Consider the following 22,173-nt stretch of genomic DNA (forward strand, 5'->3'; position numbering starts at 1 on the left):
GATGCACGATGAGTCAGTTCGATCCCACCGTCATCACGCACAATCTGCCATCGATCGCCTCGGGCTTCGGCATGACGCTCGGCACGTGGGTCGCGGGTGTCGTGATCGCAATACTGATTGGCTTCGTCATCGCGGTGATGCAGTTGTTGTGCGCCCCCTGGGTTCGCGGCGTGCTACGCGCCTATATCGAATGCTTTCGCGCGACGCCGTTCCTCGTGCAGCTATTCGTCCTGTACTACGGTGGCCCTTCGTTCGGTCTCACGCTCGATCCGATTCCGGCTGGCATCATTGGTCTCGGCTTATATGGGGGAGCGTACTTTGCCGAAGCGTTTCGCTCCGGCTTCCGATCAATACCAGCGGGCCATCTCGAAGCCGCGCAGTGTCTCGGCCTGTCGAGATGGCAAACCGTGTGGCGCGTGCAGTTGCCGCAAATGCTCGTGCTCATCATGCCTGCGATCACCAACCTGACGATCGTGCTCAGCAAGGAAACTGCCGTGCTGTCGATTGTCACCGTGCCGGAACTCACTTTCGTGCTGACTGGCATCGGCTCCGAAACCTTTGCTTTCGTCGAAACGCTGCTCGTGCTTTGCGTCTGCTATCTCGCGCTCGTCGAGCTCACCTCGCGTGTGGGTGCGTGGGTCGAAGCACGGCTTGCAGATTGACTAACCCACCAGCGCCCGATTCCGATGAACGCTCCCATCGACATTCATACTTCCTCGCTACACGCGCATGCAGTCACGGGCAGCTCGCCGCTGATCGAAGTTCACGGTCTCGGAAAAAAATTCGGCGAAGTCGAAGTGCTTCGCGGGGTCGATCTGGAAATCCACAAGTCCGAAGTCGTGTGCATCATCGGGCCGTCAGGCTCGGGCAAGAGCACGCTCTTGCGTTGCCTCGCCGCCCTCGAAAGCTACGACCGGGGCGAGGTGAGGATCGAAGGCGAACTGCTCGGCTACAGGATGCGCAATGGCCACCGCGTACGCGCATCGCAGTCGGAGATCAACCGGGTGCGGCGCAATATCGGCATGGTGTTCCAGCAATTCAACCTGTGGCCGCACATGAGCGCGCTCGGCAACGTCACCGAAGCGTTGCAGCGCGTGCGCAAAATGCCACGGGACGAAGCGCGTCAGCGCGGTATTGCGATGCTCGAAACGGTTGGTCTCACGCATAAGGCGGACACGCGGCCCGCAAAGCTGTCGGGCGGCCAGCAGCAGCGCGTAGCGATCGCGCGAGCACTGGCGATGGAACCGCACATCATGCTGTTCGATGAACCGACTTCGGCGCTCGATCCGGAACTCGTTGGCGAAGTGCTCCAAGTGATGAAACAGCTCGCGCGCGAAGGCATGACGATGGTGGTCGTCACCCATGAGATGGGCTTTGCCGCGCAGGTCGCTGACAAGGTTGTCTTTATCGACGAAGGCCGCATTGCCGTGCAGGGCAAGCCGCGCGAAGTGTTCCACGACGCCACGCAGCCGCGGCTGCGCCAGTTCCTGCAAAACTATTTCGACCGCAATGCTTTCTGGGCGCAGTCTGACGACAAGGACTCCGAATGACACCGACCGAGCTGTTCATTGGAGCAACCCGCAGCGAAGTGCGCGCGCTGCCCCCTTACAATGCCGGCCTGTCAGCGGACAGTGTGCGCGCGCAGTACGGACTCGCACGTGTCGCGAAGCTGGCGAGCAACGAGAATCCGCTTGGCGCGGGCCCGCTCGTCGAGGCCGCGCTAGCGCACGCGCTCGCCGGGGGCGTCAGTATCTATCCCGACCCGTCGTGCGATGCATTGCGAGCGGCGCTCGCCGAACGTGTCGCGCTCTCGCCCGAGCGCCTGTGCTTCGGCAACGGCTCGGAGGATTTGCTCGCGGTTGCCGCGCACACATTTCTCGCCCCGGGCGACGAGGTGATCACAGTGGCTCCGTCGTTTGGGCTGCACATCATCTACCCGCAAAGTGCCGGCGCACATGTGAAGACGGTGCCGATGAGCGCGCTCGAATTCAACGTCGACGCGCTGTGTGCGGCGCTCAGTCCGCGAACGCGTATGCTAATATTAAGTAATCCTTCTAATCCGGTAGGCTGCGCAATGAACGCCGCGCTGATCGAGCGGCTGCTTTCCTGCGTCTCACCCTCGACGCTAGTGCTGTGGGATGAAGCCTATTACGAGTACGCACGCCATGCACCCGATTACGCCGACTGCTTGCCGCTATTGGCGCGGAGCCGTTCGCCGTGGCTGATGCTGCGTACGTTCTCGAAGGCGTATGGGCTCGCGGGCATGCGGATCGGCTATGGCGTTGCTTCCGATGCTCGGCTCGTCGATCTGATGAACCGCATTCGCACGCCGTTCGGCATCAATCATCTCGCGCAATGTGCGGCGCTCGCGGCGCTTGCCGATAGCGCGCATGTGGATGCGAGCGTGGCGCACGTCGAGTGCGAACGCGAGCGCATGCGCGGGGCGCTTGTCGCGCTTGGCTACATGCCGGCGCGCTCATATGCGAATTTTCTGTTTTTCGATACGCACGAGGACGCGAGCGCGCTGTCCCGGCGGCTACTTGCGCGCGGCGTAATCGTCAAACCTTGGCGCGAAGCCGGCTACGAAAGCTGCATGCGCGTGTCGATCGGCAGCGGGGACGACAACGACCTGTTCGTCGACGCGCTCGCGCGCGAGCGCTGCGCGGTCGCCGTGAGGGCATCGCATTGAAGATCGCCAAACTTGTGCACGACACCGGGACACCGCGCGCCGTAGCGGCTTCGCGCTCGGACCTCGCGCGCTACGAGCAGGTCAAGATGTACGTGCGCGACAGCATCGACTCGGGTGCATGGAGGACGGGCGACCGGATACCGTCGGAACTTGCGCTGGTCGAAACGCTCGGCGTCTCGCGGATGACGATCAATCGCGCGTTGCGCGAGCTATCCGACGAAGGGGTGCTCACGCGGCAATCGGGCATCGGCACGTTCGTCGCCGAGACCAAGCCGCTGTCGACGCTATTGACGATCGCGCACATCGGCGACGAGATCCGTTCGCGTGGCCATGCGTACAGTTTTTCCATCCTGCTTCAGGCGCGCGAAACAGCACCCATGCTGGTATCCACCGCGCTCGGGCTAATGCCGGGCGCTTCTGTTTTTCACGTCATTTGCGTGCATCGCGAGAATGGCCTGCCGGTGCAACTGGAAGAACGTTACGTGAATCCCGACCTCGCACCGGATTTTCTCACGCAGGACTTCAGCGTGCGGCGGCCTTCCGAGTATCTGTACGACACGGTGCCGCTCGACGAGATCGAGCACATTGTCGATGCGGCGCTGGCGACGCCCAGCGAAGCGGCAATGCTGGAAATCCCCGATCGCGAGCCTTGCCTGACGCTTGTGCGGCGCACGTGGACCAACGGCCGGGCGGTCACGTTCGCGCGCTTCGTGCATCCTGGCTCGCGTTATCGGCTCGGCTGCCGCTTCTCGCCCGGTGTCGCACCGCAGCAGGGATGACTCGCGTCGCGTGTATCCGGCCGGCCTATCGACTAGAACCTTGACAAGAGAATAGCAATGACTGATACCGCCTACATTCCTCTGATCGACATGCAGGGTGTGCGCAATCGCGACCGCGAAGTCACACAACAGGTCGCGCGTGAAATCTTCCGGGCCTGCACAACCAGCGGTTTTTTCTATATCCGGAACCATGGCGTGCCGGCTGAAATCATTGAGCGTGCCCAGGCGGCGGCGCGCGCATTTTTTGCGCACCCACTGGAGGTCAAACGGCAGGCGGCGGTCAATCACCGGCATCGCGGCTTCAATGCGCTGGGCGACGCGACGATGTACCAGGCAACGCGTCCGGACTTCAAGGAGTTCTTCTCCATCGGTCTGGAACTGCCGGAAGACGATCCAACCGTGCTCGCGGGCGAAGCGTTGCGTGGTCCGAACAACTGGCCCGCGTTCATGCCGGAGTTGCGTCCTGCCCTCTACGACTACTACGAGGCGCTCGGCGCGTGCGGCTCGGATCTTCTGCGGGTGGTCGCGCTGAGCCTCGGTATAGGCGAGGACTTTTTCGTGGATAAGTACACCAAACGCCTGCAACGTACGCAAATGGTCTACTATCCGGACCAGGACCCGCAGTCTGAAGCCGATCAGTTCGGCGTCGCGCCGCACACCGACTACGGCTGCATCACGCTGCTGTGGCAAGACAACGTCGGCGGCCTGCAGGTACGCGAGCTCGGCTCGAACAGCTGGGTCGACGCACCGCCGATCGAAGGCACCCTCGTGATTAACGTCGGCGACCTGCTCGCGCGCTGGTCGAACGATCGCTTTCGCTCGACGATGCATCGCGTGATCAATCGCTCGGGACGCGAGCGCTATTCGATCGCAACGTTCTACGATCCCGACTATTGTGCGGTGGTGGACCCGCGCGGCCTGGGCGTCGGCGATGCGGACGCAAAGTATGAACCCGTCGCTGCCGGCGACTACATTCTCGGCCGCATCAATGCGTCGATGGGATACCGAAAGAATTTGCAGCAGGCGTCCCGCTGAGCGGGAACCGCAAGCCGGTACGCAGGCAATGCGCTTCACTCCAAAATCGAACTCGACACGCCCCTCATGGAAACGATACTGAACGCGCTCAAAGACGCGCTTGGCGCGGACGCGGTGCGAACCGGCGATGACATCGCGAGCCGCTACCGTGGCGACTGGAGCGCGAAGTCTCCACAAGCCCCGCTTGCGGTCGTGTTGCCACGGAATACACAAGAGGTTGCCGCCGCGCTGCGGCTTTGCAATGCGGCCGGGCAAAGTGTCGTGCCTCAGGGTGGATTGACGGGCCTCTCGGGGGGCGCCGTGCCGACGTCGCGCGACATTTGCATTTCGCTGGAGAGAATGGCCGGAATCGAAGAAATAGACCGTTGCGCGGCCACCATGACTGTGCAGGCGGGCACCACGCTGCAGGCGATTCAGGAAGCCGCCGAGGCCGAAAATTTCGAGTTCCAGCTCGATCTCGGTGCACGTGGTTCGTGTCAAATAGGCGGCAACCTTGCGACGAACGCAGGCGGCATCCGCGTCATTCAATCGGGAACCGCTCGAGATCAGGTGCTGGGACTCGAGGTCGTGCTCGCAGACGGCAGCGTGCTGAGCGCCATGGGAAAGATGATCAAGAATAATACCGGCTATGATTTGCGGCATCTGTTCGTTGGTTCGGAAGGCACGCTCGGCATCATCACACGAGCCGTGTTGCGACTCGCCCCTCGCCCGGCCGCACGACACACCGCGCTTTGTGCGCTTTCCGGATACGAGAGTGTCATCGCGCTGTTGCGAGCGCTCAGAGCGCGCCTTGGCAAGGAACTCAGCGCGTTTGAGCTGATGTGGCCGGACTTCTTCGAATTGGGCGTTTCCCTGTCCCGAAACCAGCATGCGCCGTTTTCAAGCGCGTACCCGCTCTACGCGCTGATCGAGCATACATCCTATGCCGACGACCGGCACGACAGTCTCGCGCAAACGCTGGCGAACCATCTCGAATCCGGCTTATTACTCGACGCCATTATTGCGCAATCCGAATCACAAGCTCGGTCGTTGTGGGGAATACGTGAGGCAACATCGGAATTTCCCGTCAAGCTCACCCCCATCAATTTCGACATCAGCATTCCGATCGGGGACATCGGCAATTTCGTCGACATCTGCCGTGCCAAATTCGAATCCCACTGGCCGGCCAGCCGATTGTTCTTCTTCGGCCACGTCGGCGACTCTAATCTCCACGTTACCGTAGATGGACGCTCGATCCCGGGCGTATCGCCCGACGCGGTCGAAAGCGCCGTCTACGATCTCGTCAGGGCGTTTCATGGATCGGTTTCGGCCGAACACGGCATCGGCTTGCACAAACGCGCATTTCTGGGCTACACGCGTAGCGAGACGGAGCTTGGGTGCATGCGGGCGATCAAGCACGCACTCGATCCCAACGGGATTCTGAATCCGGGAAAGCTGTTTCCGTGAAAAAACATCAGGTACGTATTGCGGCGCTTGCGGTCGCCACAAGCAAGCCGTGGCGTAAAGGTCCATGTGAACTCCCAGAAAGTTCCGCATGCAAGCAATCGACTTCCCACCCATCGCTTTAGCGATCCCATCGCCTTCCACCTCGCACAAAGCAAAGCCATTGTAGTCACAGTCAATCGCGATCCGATCCTGAAACCGAGCAGAGTGCCCGCCGTATCGCCGGCTAACCCGGCAGCCAGCGCGGACGCTCTCGCCATGGCTGCGGATTTGCTCGCCGCCGCGCGCCAGCCACTCATTCTTGCAGGCGGCGGGGCGGTGCATGCGGCGGTCGAGTTGCGCGAACTCGCTGAACGCTTGCAGGCGCCCGTCACGCTCACCAACAACGCAAAGGGCCTGCTGCCGTGCGGTCATCCGCTCCTGATCGGGTCGACTCAGTCGTTGCCGCCGATGCGGGCGATGGTGCGCGATGCCGATGTCGTGCTCGCGGTCGGCACGGAGCTGGGCGAGACCGACTATGACGTCGTCTTCGACCGGGGCTTTGGTATCAAGGGCCGACTGATCCGCATCGACATCGACGCGCAGCAGCGGATGCGCAACTTCCGCGCAGACGTCGCGATTGCCGGCGATGCGCAGCAGGCGCTGAGCAGCCTGTCGAAGCGGCTGCATGAACTGCCCGTGCCCGCACGTCAGTCCAACTGGGGCGCGGCGCGCGTCGCGGAAGGGCGGCGCGCCGTGCTGGCGTCTTACGATGCGCCGACGCGCTCGCAGAAGCAATTGGTCGACACGATCGCCAGTGCGCTGCCCGGTGTGATCATCGCCGGCGACTCGACTAGCCCGGTTTATGCGGGCAACTTCGTGCACGATGCTGCGGCGCCGCGCTCGTGGTTCAACTCGTCGACAGGTTACGGCACGTTGGGCTACGGCTTGCCGGCTGCGGTGGGCGCAAAGCTTGCCGCGCGCGAGCGGCTTATCCGCCGTTGCCGCTCACCCGGTCTGCTTCGGCTTCGGTGCCCGCGTGCTCCGGCGCGTAATCGCCGAGAGCGGCGATCGATTTCGCATACCGGCTAATCGATGGAAGCGCCGAGAGCCCATGAGCGGCGATGCTGAGCAGGACCGTGGCCATGACCGCGAGTTTGATCGTCGACTCGCCAGGCAAGCCTTTTTCGCCTTCGAGATAGACGAGCCCGAGAACGATGGACGCGAGCCCTCGCGGGCCGAACCAGCCCATGAACAAAGTGGTCGGGCGGCTCAGATGGGTGCCGCGCAGCGCGATGGCCACCGGCACCATGCGGATCAACGTCAGGCTAAGCACGCCGTAGCCCACCACCGCGAAGCCGAACTGCGGCACGACGCCGGTAACCAGCAGGGCGAACAGGAAAAAGACGAAGTAGTTGAACAGTTGCCCCCACTCTTCGGTGAACTCGACGCTGTGCTTGCCGACGTCGTGGAAAGCAGCCTGGGTGGCGAGCCCTGCAACGAAGGCTGCGATGAACATGCTTGCGCCGGTGCTTTCCGCCGCGACCACGCATGCAAAGGGCAGGGTGACCACGCCCAGCTGCGCGGCTGGATTGGACGTCCATTGCCGGCGCTGTGCGAGACTGAGCAGCCAGCCGCCGGCGAGACCGATGCCTAGACCGATCAACGTGCCGTAACCCAACTGCTCGAGCATGAAATGCGCGAGGACCGCGCCGCGTCGACCCATTTCGCTCGCCTCGGCCAGGGCAATGAAAAACATGAGAAATGGCACGGAGAGTCCGTCGTTGAGTCCCGCTTCCACGTTCAATGCCTGGCGGATTCGCGCGGGAACAAGCGGGCTGTTCACGATGATTTGACCGAGGCCCGCGTCGGTCGGTGCGAGGATCGATGCAAGAATGCCCGCCTCCGGCCAGCTCAGCGCCGGAAAGACGAGCCTGGCGCCAATCATGCCTAGCGCAATGGTGAGCAGCATGCCCACGCTGAGCAGGCGCGAAGGCAGATTGGCCTCGCCCTTGAGCATCGACAGACGAACCCGTGAAGCGTCGGTGAACAAGGTCATCACGAGGCCCAGCTCGGCCATCATCAGCAGATCGTGGCGGCCGATCGTGAGTTCGTGAAGCGCTTCGCGAGAGAAGTGCATCAGCGCACCAGCAGCGGCAAAGACGATCGGGGCAGTGAGAACCGTTCGCTCGAGGCGCCGGGATAACAGACTGTACAGAAAGACAGTCGCTATAAAGGCAGCGATGATGATCATCGATCGGCTCCTGCGTGCGGTGCACCGCGTCGTGGTCGACTGGATGTGAGCCCCGCGTGCGAACACGGTGGCCCTGTGCACCATTCACGCTCAGCTCGCCGGAGCATCGCTTGATTCAAGTCAAGCACTTTTGCCGCTCGGCGCTCCGGCATTTGCCGCTGCCGTGACGTGCTGACTTGCGGCGAGCGATCTCATGGGCGCAGGCGTGCCCAGCAGCACAATCGCTTTCCCCCGCTTACCCACCCATAGCCGCTTCAAACTCCTCCAGCGCTCCCTCGTGCGCCTCGAGCAGACGCCGCACTTCAGGCAGTGCCCGGCGCACAGGCGCGCGGGCCGAATCGGGCAGGTCGGCGCATGCATCTTCGATATCGCCGCTGCGGTGCTCGCCGAGCATGGCGAGGAGCACGCAAGCCTGATGCACGTCTTTCTGCGATTTGACGAGCATGCTCGTGCGCAAGCGCGACACCAGCAGCTTGTGAATCGCAAAACGCGCCGGGTCCGGCACGCGCACCGGAACCGCGCCGTGCCGCGAAATGAGCGTGCCCATCTGCGACTTGCCGAGCAGATAGGCGAGGTAAGGCAATCCAGTTGCGTGCGCATCCAGTTCGGGCACCGCGACGATCGGGAACGAGTCGTCTTCCGAAGGCACGAGCAGATCGACATGAAAACGCGTCGCGCCGGCCTGCTTGAACGAGGTCGATGGCGCGCCGCGCGTCATCGGCGGCACCTCCACGAAGGCGATGCCGGTCTCTTTGAGGATCGCGAGCAGGCCGCCCGTGGGCACGTGCTGCAACGCCAGTTGCCGTGCGCGGGCAATATCGACGTCTTCGGTTTCGTAGGCGAGCGACTTGATGCCGAGGCTATTGAGCAGCACCGCATAGGCATGTGAGCCGATGAGCACCGCGCCGGCCTGGAACAGGCCGTGGTTGTAGAGCACGCCCATCGTGGCGCAAGTCTTGTTATCGGCGATCTGGAAGCCGAGCTTCGCGAGTTCGCGAATGCGGTTCACGAGATCCTTGCTTTGCACGATGCGCTCGCGCATCGCCGCCACGCGCGCTTCCACCTCGGCGTCGCCTTGCGGGCCGCCAAGGCTTTCTTCCTGCTTCTTGCCCTCGGGGTTCATGAACTGGCGGGCGTAGTAGACGAGGCCCCCGCGCTTGTGCTCGAGTATCGTCCCCGGCGCGCCGATGAGCACGGTGTCCTGTGTGGCGGCCGCCTGCTCGACGTTCGCAAGCTGCGCGCAAAAAGCCTGGTCGTGACGTTGGTAAAGCGGTGAGCCGAGCATGTCTGGAGCCGTTTTCAGTAATTTTTTATATTTTACTGAAATTATGGATGGGCGGAGATTTCAGTAATTTTTCGGAAATTACTGAAAGCCGTGCGCCAGCGGTGCAAGGGGGGGCGTCCATGCCGGCCATGAATCCCGACATCAATGGTGCCGCAATTGGCGCGGGCGTTCGGCGGGTAGAATGCGCATCAACGGCGCGGGGCCGATCTCCGGGTCAAAAGAACACGGCGGGAACAGCCAGGAACAGGGCGGAGGCGCGGCAAGGTGGTAATCGATTATTTTTTGGCGATTCGGGCATTTCTTCAGTCCGCGGAGCTGGGCAGCTTCAGCAAGGCGGCCGAGCGGATCGAGGTTAAAACGTCCACGGTCTCGCGCTATATCTCCGAACTCGAAGCCGATCTTGGCGTCTCGCTGTTCAATCGCTCGACGCGCGGCCTCACGCTGACCGAGGGCGGGCGCGTCTTTCGCGAGCGCGCGCTGCGCGTGATGCAAAGCCTCGACGAGGCGCGCGAGGCCGCTTCGTCGCTCAATAGCGCGCCGCAGGGTGTGCTGCGCGTCACCATGCCCACGTCGTTCGGGCGCAGGCACGTGATCCGCCATTTGCCCGAATTCATGGCGCGCTACCCCAAGATCAGCGTCGACGCGATCCTGACCGACGAGATCGTGAACATCATCGAGGCCGGCATCGACGTGGCCGTGCGCATCGGCGTGCTTCCCGACTCGCAGCTGATGGCAAAGCAGCTCGCCACGCACCGGCGCATCGTCTGCGCGAGCCCCGAGTACCTGTCGCGGCGCGGGCATCCCGCCACGCCCGCGGAACTCGCCTCGCACGAGGCCATCCGCTTTCCGCTGACCGCCGAGGACAAGTGGGTCATCGTGAGCCCCTCGGGCCGCAGCAGTTCGGGCGAGGTCACGGTGAAGCTCGGCGGACGCTTGCGCGTCGACGACACCGAAGCCGTGCTCTCGCTCGCGCTGGCCGGCATGGGCGTCGCGCTGCTGCCCGAGTGGGCCGCGGGCGGAGCGCTGCGCGAGGGCAAGCTCGTGCGCCTGCTGCCCGGCTGGGAGGCGCGCACCTCCACCGCGACGCCGGGTGTGTGGGGCGTTTATCCGCCCCGCAAAACCGTCTCGCCGAAGGTGCGCGCGTTTCTGGACTTCTTCGCGGGGCTCTACGCGCGCGAGGGCTACTGGCAGGAGCCGTCTGCTTGAGGCCGATGTCGCCAATGGTCAGTGCAGATGCCGCAGCTTGTCCGGATTGCGCATGACGTAAATGGCGGCGATCTTGCCGTTCTCGATTTCCAGCGCGGTCGTCTGCAACTCCCCATCGGCTTCTAGCGTGACGAAGCCGGGCAGCCCGTTGATGAAACCCGCGCGCACGAGTGTCGAGCCGTTCTTGCGGAACAGCTCCGCCAGATGCGCGTGCACTTTCATCACCGACCCGAAGCCGAACAGCGGCTTGGGCGCTGCGGAGCGCTTGCCGCCGCCATCCGCATGCAGGCTCACGTCGGTGGCCAGCATGGCGCCGAGCGCGCTCATGTCGCCGCTGCGCGACGCGGCGAAAAATGCCTCCGCCAATTCCAGGCCGCGCGCCTTCTCCACGTGAAAACGCGGGCGCGACTCGCGCACATGGGTGCGCGCCCGCGCCGCGAGCTGGCGGCACGCGGCCCGCTCGCGCTGAATCGTGGCGGCGACTTCGTCGAAGTCGAGGCCGAACACGTCGTGCAGCAGGAACGCCGCGCGCTCGAGCGGCGAGAGCCTCTCCAGCGCGAGCATCAGCGGCAGCGTGACGTCGTCCTGATCGTCCTCTTCGACGACCGGCTCGGGCAGCCACGGACCCACATAGGTTTCGCGCTGATGCCGCGCGGACTTGAGCTGATCGAGGCACATGCGCATCACCATGCGGCGCAGGAAGGCCTCGGGCACGCGCACCTCCGTGCGATCGACCTGCATCATCCAGCGGATGAACGCGTCCTGCACGATGTCCTCGGCGTCGGCCACGGAGCCGAGCATGCGGTACGCCACGCGGATAAGTTTGCGCCGCAGCGGATCGAAGCTCGCTGCGGCGTCGCCGGCGTCCCCCGGGTTTTCAGGGGCGGTCAGGCCGGTATCCGTCATGCGGCGGCCCGGGTTGCCATGGCTTTCGCCGCCGCCGGATCGACCCACAGGCCGAAGCCGACTGCGAGCCGATTCCAGCCATTGATCACGTTGATCACCAGCGTGAGTTTCACCTGTTCTTCCTGAGTGAAGTGGTCGTTGAGCGCGGTGCGGGCGCGCTCGATTGCATCATGGCCTTCGGAAATGCGCGTGAGCGCCTCGGTCCACGCAAGCGCCGCGCGTTCGCGCTCGCTGTAGCAGGGCGCCTCGCGCCAGGCCGAGAGCAGGTAGATGCGTTGCTCGGTCTCGCCTGCCTCGCGCGCATGGGCCGTGTGCATGTTAATGCAATTGGCGCAGGCGTTGATTTGCGAGGTGCGGATCTCCACGAGCGCGACGAGGCTGCGGTCGAGGCTGCCGGCAATGGCCAGCGAGGCGCCCATCCAGGACTTCATTTGAGCGGGGGCGGCGGCGAACGGGTCGAGCTTGGCAGTCATGGTTCCATCTCCTTTCGTTGGGTTCCATTGACATGACGAGCGAGCCTGGCCCGTGTGTGACATCGGGGCGAAAAAATTTTGGCGGGCGGGGCGCATCACCCCCCTGGCGTTGGCCGCGTGTCGAGCCTGAGTTGCATGAATGCCAGATCGAGCCACGCGCCGAACTTCATGCCCACCTCCTTCATATGCCCCACGTGCTCGAACCCGAGCTTCTCGTGCAACGCGATAGAGCCCGCATTGTTCGCCTCGATGCCGGCCACCATCACGTGCTTGCCGATCGCGCGCGCCCGGCCGATCAACGCTTCCATGAGCGCCACGCCGATGCCGCGCCCGCGCTGGTCGTTGCGCACGTAGACCGAGTGCTCGACCGTATGCCGATAGCCGTCGAAGGCGCGCCAGTCGCCGAACGAGGCATAGCCGAGCACCGACTGCTGAGCGTCGACAGCGACCAGCACCGGGTAGCCGGCCTTGCGCCGCTCGGCGAGCCATGCCGTGCGGTTGGCTGCATCGACCACGGTGTCGTTCCAGATCGCGGTCGTGTTCAGCACGGCGTCGTTATAGATCGCCGTGATACCGTCGATGTCCTCGGGTCCCGCGTTGCGAATGTTCATGGCCGCCTCTTCGTTGAATCTACTATAATGGAACAAGTGTACACGATATTAGACAACATAGATCAACGCATCGGCACGCGCATTCGAGGCGAGCGCGAGGGGCGCGGCTGGTCGCTCACCGACCTCGCGGCCCGATCCGGCGTCTCGCGCGCCATGATCCACAAGATCGAGCGCGGCGAGAGCAGCCCGACGGCGTCGCTGCTCGCGAAGCTGGCAGGGGCGTTCGGCATGAGCATGTCGGCGCTGCTGGCGCTCGCGGAACTGGAAGAGGGCCGCCTCTTGCGCGCGGCGGATCAGCCGATGTGGATCGATCCGCAAAGCGGGTATGTACGGCGTCACCTGTCGCCGAAGTCGGCGGCACCGCTCAATCTCGTGGAAATCGATTTGCCGCCGGGTGCGGAGATTCCGATGCCGGCTTCCGCCTATTTGCACACGCGGCAATTGATCTGGGTGCTGGCGGGCAATCTGGTCTTTATCGAAGCGGGCGAGCGCCATGACCTGGGCGCGGGGGATTGCCTCGATCTGGGACCGCCCGGCGATTGCGTATTCAAGAACGAAAGCGCGCACTTGTGCCGGTATGCCGTGATCGTTTTTCAGAAGGGCTGATTGCGGGACTGGAATTCCTTCCTTTTGTATCGCGTTGTGATATATGATATATCACAATAGCCGCAACATCCAACAACAGCCGGGGCGATCTCGGCGGCGATCCGCATCCACCTTCAGGTCCGTCATGTTCGATCCCTCGCTGTTCGGTCGCCTGTCCTTTGCTCACGCCGAGCCGACCCAGGGCCGGTTGCCGCCGGGCCGCCATCATCTCGGGCTCGCCGATGAGCGCGACGCCGTATTGTTCGTGCCGCCGGGCCTCGATGACGATGCGCCCGTTGCGCTCTTCGTGATGTTTCATGGCGCGGGCGGCTTTCCGGAGAAGGTGTTGCCTTTTATCGAGGAGCATGCGTGCCAGCACAAGTTTCTGGTCCTCGCGCCGCATTCGACTTACCCGACGTGGGACATTGTGATTGGCGGCAACGGCCCCGATCTTGAGCGGCTGCGCGAGGCGCTCACGCAGGTTTCGTCGCGCTACCGCATCGATCCGGGCCGCCTCGCGTTCGCGGGATTTTCGGATGGCGCGAGTTACGCGCTTTCGATCGGCGTGACGAATGGCGATGTCGTGAGCCACGTGATCGCGTTTTCCGGCGGCTTCATGTCGATTTTCATGCAGGAAGGCGCGCCGAAGGTGTTCATCGCTCACGGTCTTGTCGACGAGCAGCTGCCGATCGAAACGAGCGGCCGCGCCAATGCCGCAAGACTGCGCGCAGCCGGATACGATGTTCAGTACATCGAATTCAATGGCGTGCACGTGGTTCATCCGCCCATCGTCAGCATGGCAATCGAATTCTTCCTGAAATGACGCGCGAGTCCGCTGCCGCAATGGCGGCGGCAATGAACGGGGGTCTTGCACATGGATTTTGAAATACCGGAATCGCTGATTCATCCGTTGCTCGGGATGATCGAGACCGAATCGCTGCTCGCCATGCGGCTCAAGGAGCACGGCGTGTGCCACGGCAACATGATCGTGTCGAGCAAGCTGTTCGACGCGCGTTCGCTCAATACGCTCTACGCGTTGAGCAAGACGCAGAACGAACGCATGCTGATGTTTCAGATGCTGGCGCTCGACAATATCTACAACGCGCCGCAGGCGCGCGTCATTCCCGCATTGGATCAGCTGGTGCCGGGCCTCGTCGCGTACCTGTCTCGCGACGCCATCGATGGCTGGCTTTACCAGCGCAACAAGGACGGCACGCTGCTGCCGTGGCTCGTGCACCGGATTCGCTACATGGAGCCGGAGCAGGGTGCGCCTTATGTGGTGGTCGACATGCTGGCCAATACGATGGTGTCGGCCAATTCGGAGCTGACCGACTATCACAAACGCCGCTCGGGCATGACCACCTCACTCGTGATCAATCGCCACGATATCGTCAATCGCACGATTCCCGAGCTGCTGGCCGAGTTTGGCTTCTACAAGGAATGCGCGGAGTTCAAATCCGAATACGAGCAGCACGCGCAGCGCTTTCTTGAGTTTCAGCGCCGCTTTGGCGCGCAGTTCGTCGTGACGAAGGCTGCGTTCACGGTGAACGAGAAAGGCGCGGTGGAGCTGACGCGCATCGTCGACGGCGTCGTCGCCAAGTGCGTGAACGACGAGGAGCGGCTCGAGCGCCGCTTCGAAATGATTTGCGATCCTGAATTCTGGCGCGGCGCCGGCATTGCCGCAGGTTTCGAAAGAATTCCGCTGCACGGCTATGTTCACCTGTTCCACCTGGAATGGCATCGCGATATCTGGGTGCACGTGCAGCACATGGAGGCGTATCGCTACCAGCCCGAGTTGCGCGACAAGCTGGTGTTGCCGGCCCACCATCACGATCTGATCGACATTCTCACGTCGAACATGAACATGTTCGTGCAGGACGTCGTGCCGGGCAAGTCGGGCGGCACGACGATACTCTGCCAGGGTGCGCCGGGCCTCGGCAAGACGCTGACTGCCGAGGTTTATGCGGAAGTGGTCGGCAAGCCGCTCTATCGCGTGCATTCGGGGCAGCTCGGAACCACGGCGGCTTCGGTGGGCGCGGCACTCTCGACCATTTTGCGGCGTGCGATGCGCTGGGACGCCGTTCTTCTGCTCGACGAAGCCGACGTCTATATCCGCAGGCGCGACAATGATCTCGAACACAACGCGATCGTCGCGGAGTTCCTGCGCACGCTCGAGTATTTCAACGGGCTGCTGTTCATGACCACCAATCGCATCGACGATGTCGACGATGCGATTCTCTCGCGCTGCATCGCGACGATTCACTACGAAACACCGCCGAAAGCCGACGCGGTCCGCCTCTGGAAAGTGCTTTCGGAACAGTTCGGCGCGGCGCTCGGCGATGACGTAATCGAGACGCTCACGCAGACGTATCCGAACGCGAGCGGCCGCGACATCAAGGAGTTGTTGAAGCTCGTCACGCGCTATTGCAAGGCCAAAGGGATTCCCGTTTCGGAGGACGCATTCCGGTTGTGCGCGAGCTTTCGCGGGCACGCCTGAGCCTTGCGTCGTCGAACGTCGTCGAGCGCGGTTCAGTGGATTCAAGCGGAGTCAAGCGCGGGCCTGCCGCCACTGCAGATATCGCGCGGTCAGCTTGCGCGTGCGAAGCTGATCGATCACGAGGCTGTAGAGCGGCGAATAGCTGCGCCCCGGCCGTCTGCCTGCTGCGATGACGCGCAGCCGGCGCTTGGCGAGCGCCATGGTCGCGAGCCCGGCCACGGCCTTGTCCCGCCAGTCGACCACGGCCAGCGGCGCATCGACGGCTTGCCCGTCGCGCCAGCGCCTGGGCAGATCCGGCACGCAAGCGAGCGCGCTCGCCATGCCGACCACGGCCACGCCTTCCGCAAGCACGGCCTCGGCCACCGCTTTCCGGCGAATGCCGCCTGTGGTCATGACCGGCATGCGTGCGACCGCTGCAATCTCCTGGGCGAAGCTCAGGAAATACGCCTCGCGCGCGAGCGTGCGGCCGTCCGCGGTGCGCCCCTGCATTGCGGGGCTTTCGTAGCTGCCACCTGAGAGCTCGACCAGATCGACGGCCTCGAGGTTGAGCCATAGCACGATCTGCCGCGCGTCCGCTTCGGAAAATCCGCCGCGCTGGAAGTCGGCGGAATTGAGTTTGATCGCCACGGCGAACGACGCGCCAACGCGCGCGCGCACCGCCCGCACGACCTCCAGCAGCAGCCTTGCGCGGTTTTCGAGCGCGCCGCCCCAGGCGTCGTCGCGCCGGTTGGTGAGCGGCGAAAGAAACTGCGACAGCAGATAGCCGTGCGCGGCGTGGATCTGCACGCCGTCGAAGCCAGCTTGCTGTGCGGCTTGCGCGGTATTCGCGAAGCGTTCGATCACCTCGTGAATGTTCGCTTCGGTCATCGCGCGCGGCTGCGCGAACAGTTTGCTGTGCTTCCCGAGATCGACCGGCACGGCCGAAGGCGCCCACGCATCGCGCCCCATCGCCGCGATGACCTGCCGCCCGGGATGATTGATCTGCATCCAGATCCGCGCGCCGTGCTTGCGCGCGCCGGCCGCCCAGCGCCTGAATGGCTCCAGCGGCGTGCCCCGCTCCAGCACGACGCCGCCCGGACCGGTCAGCGCGCGGCCGTCGATCATCACGTTGCCGGTGATCAGCAAGCCCGCGCCGCCCGCGCCCCAGGCCTCGTAGAGACGCCATAGCGCCGCGCCCGGAAGCTGGCCGGCGTCGGCGAGATTTTCTTCCATCGCGGCCTTGGCAATGCGATTGGGCAGGGTGCCGCCGTTGGGCAGCGCGAGCGGAGCGAACAGTGAAGCAGCCATCGATTGACCTTTTCAGCATGGGTGACTGGCATATACTAAGTTTCAAGTTCACTTGAAGGTCAAGCACCATGAAGATCGGCGAATTGGCGGCGCGCATGGGCTTGGCTGCCTCGGCCATCCGCTTCTACGAACAGAGCGGCCTGCTGCCGCCGGCGCACCGTGGCGCGAACGGCTATCGCATTTACGACGAAGCGGCCGAGGAGCGGCTCAGGCAGATTCAACTGGCGCAGCGGCTGGGTTTCTCGCTGGAGGACATGCGCGCGGCGGTCGAGCAAATGCAGGGCTTCTCGAAGGAGGCGCTGCTCGGGCGCATCGAGCAGCGTCTGCAGGAGATCGATGCGCTGCGTACGCGGCTCGACGAACAGCGCACGGCGCTGCTGGACGTGCGCAAGGCGCTGCAGGCCGAATGGGCGGCTGGGCGCTGCGTCAAGATGGAGCGGTTCGAAGCGCCGGCGTCTGCTCCGGCGAAGCGGCCCCGAACGAAGCGCGGTTGAATTTCGCACGACGCATGCATTACCCATCGACGAACACCGGGCACCCAACAGCGGGAGATGCGGCGGCACAACGCTGGATCCTGCGGTTATCGTGCTGGTTTTGTTTCGTCATTCTGATGTTTCCAGGTGCCGCGCCAGGGATGGACTTCAAGATTGCCACCCAGCCACAGCTCAAGCTGAAAATGGTGATCGGCGAGGGGAAGATTCAGGACGGCGATGCAAAGAGGTTTCTGGCGGCCGCAAAATTGGCCGACCGTGACGACGAAGGACTCGTCATTCTTGTTTTAAATAGTCCCGGCGGAAACGTCGAGGCTGCTTTCCGAATCGTCGATGCGATGGATAAAGTCCGCGTCTATACCCTGGTTCCAGATAATGCCAGGTGCGCATCTGCTTGCGCTTCCATCCTGTTCGCTTCAGGAGAGCGCCGAAGCGTAGTGGGTACGGGGCGGCTCGGTTTCCACAGTTGCTACCGGCGCGATAAGAGAAACTACGCCACCGACTCGCTTTGCAACGAAATAATCGCGGCAAACGCCATGCAAAGGGGCGTCAGCCAGGCCGCCATCAATCGTTTCGTCAAGCAATACGGCGCACAAGACATGGCATGGGTCGGACGCGATATCGCCTGCAAGTCGCTGCAGGGGCTCTGCAGGCCGGGACTGCTGGAAACGCAATCCGCGGCGAAGACGGCCCTAGCGCGAAGTCTTGATTGCAACACGCTGATATCCGTTCAAGCGCGGCTTATTTGCGGGGATGCGGAGCTTACCCGCCTCGATAGCATATTGGCAGAAACCTATAATCAAAAACTAAAAGCATCATCTAACAAGGCGCAATTGCGGGCGGAACAACGAGCATGGCTTCGAAATTCCCGCAATGTGTGTAGCGATAAAGCTTGTCTGCTCAGAAGCTATCGTCTTCGCATCGACGAGCTAAAGCGAATTCATGAGCGTAGCGCGCCAGCGGCCGAGAAATAGCAGGATCATCACGGCCCTGAGGCACGCGGCAATCAGCGACTCGCACTTGCTTTTCGCTCGCACGATATTGGTGTGCAGCGCTGTGGCTTTCCCTTCCCGATGATCTGGCTAGCAATGCCGTCTGTTCCCTCAAGGAGATCGCTGCGTGCTACAGCCCCCCATTTGCAGGGGGGTGGAGGGGCTCGCGCGGTCACTATGCTCATGTCTGGCAAGTGTGCATCGGCGATTCGCTGCATGCAGCCTCATGAACGGAGCAGGGCGGGAGATAAGCGATGGCGAGTCACAAAGGGGCGCATGGAAGGTCGTTGCGCGCGGCAATCGAGAAGTGGCTGGCGCCGGAACCCGCAGCCGAGGTCGTGCTGACCCGCGTTCAGCCATGCCGCTCGACGCCGTGGCGCTGCGTGCGCGTCGAGACCGCGAGGCCGTCCGGCGGCTACGCCATCGTGTTCTTCCGGCACCACGACGGCTCGTGGTGCGTGTTTCCTCCGCCGTTTACGCGTCCGGCGATGGGCGGCGGCTACCCGCAGCCCGCCCTTTGCGCCACCCAATAAGGGGGGGCACGCGCATGCCTCCAACTGGCTTACTTGAGTGGGTGTAGCGATTGCTCGTGACGGCGGCAATCGCCAGACAAGTCCAAACATAACGGAGACAAAAAATGGGTGTGCTGAGCGGAATTCGCGTACTCGAATTCGAGGCGATTGGCCCCGCCCCATTCGCGGTGATGATGCTGGCCGACATGGGCGCCGACGTCATGCGCATCGACCGGCCCGTCGCGCCGGACGACCTCGGCCCGAAACGCGAGGGCAAGCTCATCAACGTCGTGGGCCGTGGCCGGCGCTCCGTCACGCTCGATCTCAAGGACCCGCAGGCCTGCGAAGCCGCGCTCGACCTGATGTCGCGCGCCGACGTGGTGATCGAAGGCTTCCGGCCGGGCACGATGGAGCGCCTCGGCCTCGGGCCGCAGCAGGGACTCGCGCGCAATCCGCGGCTCGTCTACGGCCGCATGACGGGCTGGGGGCAGACCGGGCCGCTCGCCGCGCGCGCGGGCCACGATCTGAACTACATCGCGCTCTCGGGCGTGCTCTCGGGCATCGGCCGCGGCGCGGACAGCGCGCCGGTGCCGCCGCTGAATCTGGTGGGCGACTATGGCGGTGGCGGTATGCTGCTGGCGCTCGGCGTGGTGGCCGCATTGCTGAACGTGCAGCGCGGCGGCGAAGGCCAGGTCGTGGACGCCGCCATGATCGAGGGCGCCGCGCAACTGGGCTCCGTGATCTGGGGCCTGCTCGGCTCCGGCCATTGGCGCGAGGAGCGCGGCAGCAATCTGCTCGACGGCGGAACGCCCTGGTACGACAGCTACCGCACGCTCGACGGCCGCTACATGTCGGTTGGCGCCGTGGAGGCGCGCTTCTACGCGCAGTTGCTCGACAAGCTCGGGCTCGCCGGCGAAGACCTGCCGAAGCAGCATGACCGCCGTGGCTGGCCGATCCTGCGCGAGCGCTTCGCAGCCGTGTTCCTGACCCGCACGCGCGACGAATGGAGCGCCGTTTTCGAAGGCAGCGATGCGTGCGTCGCGCCGGTTCTCGACTTCTCGGAAGCGCCGCATCACCCGCATCACCGTGCGCGCGGAAGCTTCGTGGAGTCGGCTGGCGTGGTCCAGCCCGCGCCCGCACCGCGCTTTTCCGCCACGCCGTCGAAGCTTTCCGCACCCGCGCCCGCGCGCGGCGAGGGCGGCCGCGAAGCGCTGCGCGCCTGGGGCTTCGACGACGATGCGGTGGCGCGCCTGGGCGAGAAGGGCTTGGGCTGCAACGCCTGAGCGCCGGCGCTTCGCTAGATAGTAAGGACCGGGAAATGAATTTTTGGAGACAAACATGAAGGTGTTGGTAGCAGTCAAACGGGTCGTTGATTTCAACGTCAAGGTCCGGGTCAAATCGGATGGCACGGGCGTCGATCTCGCGAACGTCAAAATGAGCATCAATCCGTTCGACGAGATCGCCGTTGAGGAAGCTGTGCGCCTGAAAGAGAAGGGCGTGGCGACCGAGGTCGTTGTCGTTTCGTGCGGCGCGAGCGCTTGCCAGGAAGTGCTGAGAACCGCCATGGCGATCGGCGCCGACCGCGGCGTGCTGATCGAATCGGATGCCGAGTTGCAGCCGCTGGCCGTGGCCAAGCTGCTCAAGGCATTGATCGACAAGGAGCAGCCGCAGCTCGTGATTCTCGGCAAGCAGGCAATCGACGACGATTGCAACCAGACCGGGCAGATGCTTGCCGCGCTGATGGGTGCGGGTCAGGCCACGTTCGCCAGCAAGGTCGAGATCGCCGACGGCCAGGCCGTGGTCACGCGGGAAATCGACGGCGGCCTCGAAACTGTCAAGCTCGCGCTGCCGGCCATCGTCACGACCGATTTGCGCCTGAACGATCCGCGCTATGCCACGCTCCCGAACATCATGAAGGCAAAGAAAAAGCCGCTGGACACGGTAACGCCCGAGCAACTGGGCGTGGACGTCGAGCCGCGCCTGAAGACGCTCAAGAGCACGGAGCCCGCCGGGCGCAGCGCGGGCGTGAAGGTGCCCGACGTGGCCACGCTGATCGCAAAACTGAAGAACGAAGCCAAGGTAATTTGAGGGAACGGCAATGACTGCGCAAGGCAAAGTGCTGGTCGTGGCCGAACACGATCACGTTTCAATCAGGAACGCAACGCTCAACGCTGTGACCGCCGCGTGGCAATGCGGCGCCGAAGTTCATCTGCTGGTTGCCGGCCACAACGCCGGCGGCGCGGTGCAGGCCGCTGCGGGCATCGCGGGTGTCGCGCGCGTGCTGCACGCTGACGCGCCGCATCTGGCCGAGGCGCTCGCCGAGAATCTCGCGGCGCAGGTGGTGGCGCTCGCGCCGGCTTACGGCCACATCCTGTTTGCTTCGACGAGCACGGGCAAGAACGTCGCTCCGCGTGTGGCCGCGCTGCTCGACGTCGCCCAGGTCTCGGACATCACGCGCGTCGTGAGCGCCGATACCTTCGAGCGGCCGATCTATGCGGGCAACGTGATTGTTACGGTGCAAAGCAGCGATGCCGTGAAGGTCGTGACGGTCCGTGCGACTGCATTCGAAAGCGCGGCCTCGCAAGGCGGCGCGGCAGCGGTGGAGCAGGTGGCTGCCGTGGCGGATACGGGCCTTGCGAGCTTTGTCGGGCGCGTGGTTGCGAAGAGCGACCGTCCGGAGCTTGCCGATGCCCGCATCATCGTGAGCGGCGGCCGCGCCATGGGCAGCAGCGAGCGGTTCAACGAAGTGCTCACTCCGCTTGCCGACAAGCTGGGCGCGGCGCTTGGCGCATCGCGCGCGGCAGTGGATGCGGGCTTTGCGCCGAACGACTGGCAGGTCGGGCAGACCGGCAAGATCGTCGCGCCCGAGCTTTATGTGGCATGCGGCATTTCGGGGGCGATCCAGCACCTTGCGGGGATGAAGGATTCCAAGGTGATCGTCGCCATCAACAAGGATGGTGAAGCACCGATATTTAGCGTTGCTGATTATGGGCTCGAGGCCGATCTTTTCTCGGCGGTGCCCGAGTTGATCGCCGCGATATAAGGTTCCGCCTGCTTCGTGCAATGGCTTCGTGAAACTGGCCGGCGCGCTCTTCAGGCGTGCCGGCCTTGTGCTTTTATCGCCCTGCCTTTGCATGCCACGTCGCGCC

The 22,173-nt window shown here is 63.7% G+C and carries 23 protein-coding genes; 17 read left to right on the forward strand and 6 right to left on the reverse strand.

Annotated features, from left to right (window positions below; genetic code table 11):
- Nucleotides 1–8 precede the first annotated feature (8 nt).
- The 7 genes from P5W99_RS25530 to P5W99_RS25560 all read left to right on the forward strand — a co-directional run bounded on the left by P5W99_RS25530 (nt 9) and on the right by P5W99_RS25560 (nt 7,017).
- A complete protein-coding gene (locus P5W99_RS25530) occupies nt 9–662 on the forward strand; it encodes an amino acid ABC transporter permease (RefSeq protein ID WP_421027671.1) in 654 nt (217 codons plus the stop codon).
- A gap of 24 nt (nt 663–686) precedes the next feature.
- The gene (locus P5W99_RS25535; RefSeq protein WP_421027672.1) at nt 687–1,550 is read left to right on the forward strand and encodes an amino acid ABC transporter ATP-binding protein; all 864 of its coding nucleotides are present in this window, start codon (nt 687–689) and stop codon (nt 1,548–1,550) included.
- On the forward strand, nt 1,547–2,689 hold the full coding sequence (locus P5W99_RS25540) for an aminotransferase class I/II-fold pyridoxal phosphate-dependent enzyme (protein WP_421027673.1): 1,143 nt from the start codon (nt 1,547–1,549) through the stop codon (nt 2,687–2,689). Before P5W99_RS25535 ends, P5W99_RS25540 begins: the two co-directional genes overlap by 4 nt.
- 2 nt (nt 2,690–2,691) lie before the next feature.
- Nucleotides 2,692–3,468 (forward strand): histidine utilization repressor, encoded by a 777-nt coding sequence (hutC, locus tag P5W99_RS25545; protein WP_421028034.1) that lies wholly within the window; start codon nt 2,692–2,694, stop codon nt 3,466–3,468.
- 57 nt (nt 3,469–3,525) lie between these two features.
- Nucleotides 3,526–4,503: an isopenicillin N synthase family dioxygenase gene (locus tag P5W99_RS25550; RefSeq protein WP_421027674.1), complete on the forward strand. Its 978-nt coding sequence runs from the start codon at nt 3,526–3,528 to the stop codon at nt 4,501–4,503.
- Between the two features lie 66 nt (nt 4,504–4,569).
- Nucleotides 4,570–5,949: an FAD-binding oxidoreductase gene (locus P5W99_RS25555; RefSeq protein WP_421027675.1), complete on the forward strand. Its 1,380-nt coding sequence runs from the start codon at nt 4,570–4,572 to the stop codon at nt 5,947–5,949.
- Nucleotides 5,950–6,204: 255 nt separating this feature from the next.
- A complete protein-coding gene (locus P5W99_RS25560; RefSeq protein WP_434664905.1) occupies nt 6,205–7,017 on the forward strand; it encodes a thiamine pyrophosphate-dependent enzyme in 813 nt (270 codons plus the stop codon).
- Here P5W99_RS25560 and P5W99_RS25565 read toward each other — a convergent pair.
- Together P5W99_RS25565 and P5W99_RS25570 are read right to left on the reverse strand one after the other, a co-directional pair.
- Nucleotides 6,917–8,179, reverse strand: a complete 1,263-nt coding sequence (locus P5W99_RS25565; RefSeq protein WP_434664907.1) for a cation:proton antiporter — start codon at nt 8,177–8,179, stop codon at nt 6,917–6,919. The genes P5W99_RS25560 and P5W99_RS25565 overlap by 101 nt on opposite strands.
- A 235-nt stretch (nt 8,180–8,414) precedes the next feature.
- Complete coding sequence (locus P5W99_RS25570) at nt 8,415–9,464, reverse strand: GSU2403 family nucleotidyltransferase fold protein (protein ID WP_434664909.1); 1,050 nt, start codon at nt 9,462–9,464, stop codon at nt 8,415–8,417.
- A 270-nt stretch (nt 9,465–9,734) separates the two neighbouring features.
- On the opposite strand from P5W99_RS25570, the gene P5W99_RS25575 reads away from it, so the two are divergent.
- Nucleotides 9,735–10,670 (forward strand): LysR family transcriptional regulator, encoded by a 936-nt coding sequence (locus P5W99_RS25575; protein ID WP_035525651.1) that lies wholly within the window; start codon nt 9,735–9,737, stop codon nt 10,668–10,670.
- Between the two features lie 18 nt (nt 10,671–10,688).
- Here the strand turns inward: P5W99_RS25575 and P5W99_RS25580 are convergent, their stop codons facing one another.
- From P5W99_RS25580 to P5W99_RS25590, 3 genes are all read right to left on the reverse strand, one after another.
- Complete coding sequence (locus P5W99_RS25580; protein WP_421027679.1) at nt 10,689–11,576, reverse strand: sigma-70 family RNA polymerase sigma factor; 888 nt, start codon at nt 11,574–11,576, stop codon at nt 10,689–10,691.
- Entirely contained in the window at nt 11,573–12,049 is a 477-nt protein-coding gene (locus tag P5W99_RS25585) for a carboxymuconolactone decarboxylase family protein (protein ID WP_421027680.1), read from the reverse strand. Before P5W99_RS25585 ends, P5W99_RS25580 begins: the two co-directional genes overlap by 4 nt.
- 95 nt (nt 12,050–12,144) lie before the next feature.
- Nucleotides 12,145–12,660, reverse strand: coding sequence for a GNAT family N-acetyltransferase (locus P5W99_RS25590; protein WP_421027681.1), 516 nt, complete (start codon nt 12,658–12,660; stop codon nt 12,145–12,147).
- Between the two features lie 36 nt (nt 12,661–12,696).
- On the opposite strand from P5W99_RS25590, the gene P5W99_RS25595 reads away from it, so the two are divergent.
- The 3 genes from P5W99_RS25595 to P5W99_RS25605 all read left to right on the forward strand — a co-directional run bounded on the left by P5W99_RS25595 (nt 12,697) and on the right by P5W99_RS25605 (nt 15,742).
- Nucleotides 12,697–13,266, forward strand: coding sequence for a helix-turn-helix domain-containing protein (locus tag P5W99_RS25595; RefSeq protein WP_421027682.1), 570 nt, complete (start codon nt 12,697–12,699; stop codon nt 13,264–13,266).
- Between the two features lie 124 nt (nt 13,267–13,390).
- Nucleotides 13,391–14,068: an alpha/beta hydrolase gene (locus P5W99_RS25600; protein WP_421027683.1), complete on the forward strand. Its 678-nt coding sequence runs from the start codon at nt 13,391–13,393 to the stop codon at nt 14,066–14,068.
- 51 nt (nt 14,069–14,119) lie between these two features.
- Complete coding sequence (locus tag P5W99_RS25605; RefSeq protein WP_421042745.1) at nt 14,120–15,742, forward strand: AAA family ATPase; 1,623 nt, start codon at nt 14,120–14,122, stop codon at nt 15,740–15,742.
- A gap of 51 nt (nt 15,743–15,793) precedes the next feature.
- Here the strand turns inward: P5W99_RS25605 and P5W99_RS25610 are convergent, their stop codons facing one another.
- Nucleotides 15,794–17,029, reverse strand: coding sequence for an NADH:flavin oxidoreductase/NADH oxidase family protein (locus tag P5W99_RS25610; RefSeq protein ID WP_421027685.1), 1,236 nt, complete (start codon nt 17,027–17,029; stop codon nt 15,794–15,796).
- 68 nt (nt 17,030–17,097) lie between these two features.
- Between P5W99_RS25610 and P5W99_RS25615 the strand changes: the two genes are divergently transcribed.
- The 6 genes from P5W99_RS25615 (at nt 17,098) to P5W99_RS25640 (ending at nt 22,067) form a co-directional block, all read left to right on the forward strand.
- Nucleotides 17,098–17,523, forward strand: a complete 426-nt coding sequence (locus tag P5W99_RS25615) for a MerR family transcriptional regulator (protein WP_421027686.1) — start codon at nt 17,098–17,100, stop codon at nt 17,521–17,523.
- The gene (locus P5W99_RS25620; protein WP_421027687.1) at nt 17,520–18,494 is read left to right on the forward strand and encodes an ATP-dependent Clp protease proteolytic subunit; all 975 of its coding nucleotides are present in this window, start codon (nt 17,520–17,522) and stop codon (nt 18,492–18,494) included. The genes P5W99_RS25615 and P5W99_RS25620 overlap by 4 nt, the downstream gene beginning before the upstream one ends.
- A gap of 272 nt (nt 18,495–18,766) precedes the next feature.
- Nucleotides 18,767–19,045 carry a hypothetical protein gene (locus tag P5W99_RS25625; RefSeq protein ID WP_421027688.1) on the forward strand — a complete coding sequence of 93 codons (279 nt, stop codon included), beginning with the start codon at nt 18,767–18,769 and terminating at the stop codon, nt 19,043–19,045.
- Nucleotides 19,046–19,149: 104 nt separating this feature from the next.
- Nucleotides 19,150–20,307 carry a CaiB/BaiF CoA transferase family protein gene (locus P5W99_RS25630; RefSeq protein ID WP_434664913.1) on the forward strand — a complete coding sequence of 386 codons (1,158 nt, stop codon included), beginning with the start codon at nt 19,150–19,152 and terminating at the stop codon, nt 20,305–20,307.
- Between the two features lie 55 nt (nt 20,308–20,362).
- A complete protein-coding gene (locus P5W99_RS25635) occupies nt 20,363–21,112 on the forward strand; it encodes an electron transfer flavoprotein subunit beta/FixA family protein (RefSeq protein ID WP_434664915.1) in 750 nt (249 codons plus the stop codon).
- A gap of 10 nt (nt 21,113–21,122) precedes the next feature.
- The gene (locus P5W99_RS25640) at nt 21,123–22,067 is read left to right on the forward strand and encodes an electron transfer flavoprotein subunit alpha/FixB family protein (RefSeq protein WP_434664917.1); all 945 of its coding nucleotides are present in this window, start codon (nt 21,123–21,125) and stop codon (nt 22,065–22,067) included.
- Nucleotides 22,068–22,173: the final 106 nt, after the last annotated feature.

This window comes from Paraburkholderia sp. A3BS-1L, assembly GCF_051125215.1.
Classification (GTDB): Bacteria; Pseudomonadota; Gammaproteobacteria; order Burkholderiales; family Burkholderiaceae; genus Paraburkholderia.

Coding starts and splice junctions, on each gene's coding strand:
- P5W99_RS25605 (WP_421042745.1), top strand. CDS start 14,120: ATGGATTTTGAAATACCGGAATCGCTGATTCATCCGTTGCTCGGGATG.
- P5W99_RS25615 (WP_421027686.1), top strand. CDS start 17,098: ATGAAGATCGGCGAATTGGCGGCGCGCATGGGCTTGGCTGCCTCGGCC.
- P5W99_RS25600 (WP_421027683.1), top strand. CDS start 13,391: ATGTTCGATCCCTCGCTGTTCGGTCGCCTGTCCTTTGCTCACGCCGAG.
- P5W99_RS25570 (WP_434664909.1), bottom strand. CDS start 9,464: ATGCTCGGCTCACCGCTTTACCAACGTCACGACCAGGCTTTTTGCGCG.
- P5W99_RS25580 (WP_421027679.1), bottom strand. CDS start 11,576: ATGACGGATACCGGCCTGACCGCCCCTGAAAACCCGGGGGACGCCGGC.
- P5W99_RS25635 (WP_434664915.1), top strand. CDS start 20,363: ATGAAGGTGTTGGTAGCAGTCAAACGGGTCGTTGATTTCAACGTCAAG.
- P5W99_RS25540 (WP_421027673.1), top strand. CDS start 1,547: ATGACACCGACCGAGCTGTTCATTGGAGCAACCCGCAGCGAAGTGCGC.
- P5W99_RS25610 (WP_421027685.1), bottom strand. CDS start 17,029: ATGGCTGCTTCACTGTTCGCTCCGCTCGCGCTGCCCAACGGCGGCACC.
- P5W99_RS25535 (WP_421027672.1), top strand. CDS start 687: ATGAACGCTCCCATCGACATTCATACTTCCTCGCTACACGCGCATGCA.
- P5W99_RS25585 (WP_421027680.1), bottom strand. CDS start 12,049: ATGACTGCCAAGCTCGACCCGTTCGCCGCCGCCCCCGCTCAAATGAAG.
- P5W99_RS25630 (WP_434664913.1), top strand. CDS start 19,150: ATGGGTGTGCTGAGCGGAATTCGCGTACTCGAATTCGAGGCGATTGGC.
- P5W99_RS25640 (WP_434664917.1), top strand. CDS start 21,123: ATGACTGCGCAAGGCAAAGTGCTGGTCGTGGCCGAACACGATCACGTT.
- P5W99_RS25565 (WP_434664907.1), bottom strand. CDS start 8,179: ATGATCATCATCGCTGCCTTTATAGCGACTGTCTTTCTGTACAGTCTG.
- P5W99_RS25530 (WP_421027671.1), top strand. CDS start 9: ATGAGTCAGTTCGATCCCACCGTCATCACGCACAATCTGCCATCGATC.
- P5W99_RS25555 (WP_421027675.1), top strand. CDS start 4,570: ATGGAAACGATACTGAACGCGCTCAAAGACGCGCTTGGCGCGGACGCG.
- P5W99_RS25560 (WP_434664905.1), top strand. CDS start 6,205: ATGGCTGCGGATTTGCTCGCCGCCGCGCGCCAGCCACTCATTCTTGCA.
- P5W99_RS25625 (WP_421027688.1), top strand. CDS start 18,767: ATGGCGAGTCACAAAGGGGCGCATGGAAGGTCGTTGCGCGCGGCAATC.
- P5W99_RS25590 (WP_421027681.1), bottom strand. CDS start 12,660: ATGAACATTCGCAACGCGGGACCCGAGGACATCGACGGTATCACGGCG.
- P5W99_RS25550 (WP_421027674.1), top strand. CDS start 3,526: ATGACTGATACCGCCTACATTCCTCTGATCGACATGCAGGGTGTGCGC.